General features: G+C 67.5%; 2 protein-coding genes and 1 pseudogene. All 3 read right to left on the reverse strand.

From position 1 onward, the window contains the following. A pseudogene (locus tag A8G08_RS04960) lies at positions 1–612 on the reverse strand (DNA-binding response regulator); the annotation flags it as partial. A 26-nt stretch (positions 613–638) separates the two neighbouring features. Then, positions 639–947 carry a hypothetical protein gene (locus A8G08_RS04965; RefSeq protein ID WP_068270941.1) on the reverse strand — a complete coding sequence of 103 codons (309 nt, stop codon included), beginning with the start codon at positions 945–947 and terminating at the stop codon, positions 639–641. A gap of 426 nt (positions 948–1,373) precedes the next feature. Next, positions 1,374–1,761, reverse strand: a 388-nt coding sequence (locus tag A8G08_RS04970; protein WP_169823265.1) for a DUF2567 domain-containing protein, incomplete at its 5' end; no start/stop codon positions are given.

Here is a 1,761-nt window from a genome sequence, read left to right on the forward strand (position 1 = left end):
AGCGCAGTACGTCAGACCCGCAATGACCGGTGACACCTCGCCCGCGAGCACCGAGATCATCAGCTCGTCGAGTTGCGCGATGCCCTCGCTGAGCCGGCCGAGCTGCACCTGCACCTGGGCCTCGAGCAGCGCAATGAGCGTGTACAGATCGACGTCGCCGAATCGCTCGGCCAGCGGCGCGGCAACGGCGATGCCCGCGAGCGCCTCCTCCACGTGCCCCTGAAAGAACTGCTGCACGGCAACGATCGTCGTGAGGTAACCGCGCTGCACGCAGTCCGACTCCGCGCTGTCGAGGTCCCGCAAGCCCCGAGCGGCCCATCCCGCCGAGCCGGCCAGTTCCCCGCGGGTGATCAAGCCGAACGCGAGCCAATGCGCGCACCCCGCGGCGAGGTCGACCCGGCGTTGAGCGAGCCAGCCGTGATACGCGCGAGTCCACGCGCTCTGCGACTCGTCATGGCGGCCGCTGAGGTAGGCCGCAGTCGCGAGCACTTCCAGATCGGCCGGGACCAGCTCGGACTCCCTATCCGCGGCCTCGAGCAGGCCGAACGCGTCCGACCAGGCGGACTCGTCGAACGCCGCCCGGCCGCGTTCCAGTCGACTCTGCGCGGCCACCGTTTCAGCGTGGCACGCCTCGCCCGTCAGCGGTACTTCGCGGCCAGACTGACCTGAGTGTCGCCACCGGCGCCGTCCAGGTTCCAGCGCAGCCACTTGTGGTCCGGTGCTCGGGTGTCGACCGAAAGCCAATGCCCTGGCAGCACCAGTCCTCGCCAGTTCTCCACCCAGAAGCACTCGGTGCCGCCCACGCAGAACGGCCCGACACAGACGCACTCCCAGACGTAGACCGTGAAGGTCGCGTTGCGGGAGCCCTCCCTGCCAACCATTGCGATGCCCGTCGCGCTGCCGACCGCGAAGCGGGTGCCGCACACGGCCCAGTCCCAGCCCTGCACGCACTCCTGAGAGCGTTGCAGAAGTTGTTCTTGAACCAGATCTGCTCGCCGGTATCGCGGACCGCAATGCCGGCGTCCTCGTAAGCGCGCTCTCCCACCCGCGTGACGCCCGCGTCCGGCGGTGGGTCGGACTCCATTCTCCGTGCCGGCGTGTGCTCGATGGCGAGCCCGGTCTCGACGACCGCCTGAATGCCGGAACCGAACTCGACCAGCTGCACCGCGTGGTCGTCGCCGAGTTCCATTGTCGTGTGCACGCGCGACACACCGCGCTTGCGCCGTAGTTTGCTCGAATCGGTCGTGATCGGTGCCTCGATGGTCATGGCGGATCCTTCCTGGGACGACAAGCGCAACGCGCTGGTTCTTCCACAGGGTCGGTCACTACCAAGGGACCTCACACGAGTAGCGGGCTACTCGAAAATCGCTGGATCAGCTCTCGACGGCCACGGCCGGCGCCGACTTCAATGCACCAAGGTCGTCATGGGGACTGAACGTCGCCATGACGAGGACGCAGAGGCTCGCAACCATGGGTGCGAGGATCAGTACCAGCATGGTGCCGATGCTCGGCGCGAGCGAGAGGATCTGGTCGACCTGTGGCGAGTCGACGCTCGGATACCGAAGCCGGGCAACACCTTCGCCGACCACGGCCATCGTGACTGCGCCCGTGGCGGTTCCGAGCAGAATGCCGCAGAACAGGATCGGCCCACGCGGTCGCACGAGTCGCCACACGCCGATCGCAGTCACGACGGCAACCACCGTCGAGATGCACGCGAAGATGGCGAGCGCGTCGAAATCGTGGCTGCTCTCACCGGTCACC

It is taken from the genome of Aldersonia kunmingensis (assembly GCF_001646865.1).
Classification (GTDB): Bacteria; Actinomycetota; Actinomycetes; order Mycobacteriales; family Mycobacteriaceae; genus Aldersonia; species Aldersonia kunmingensis.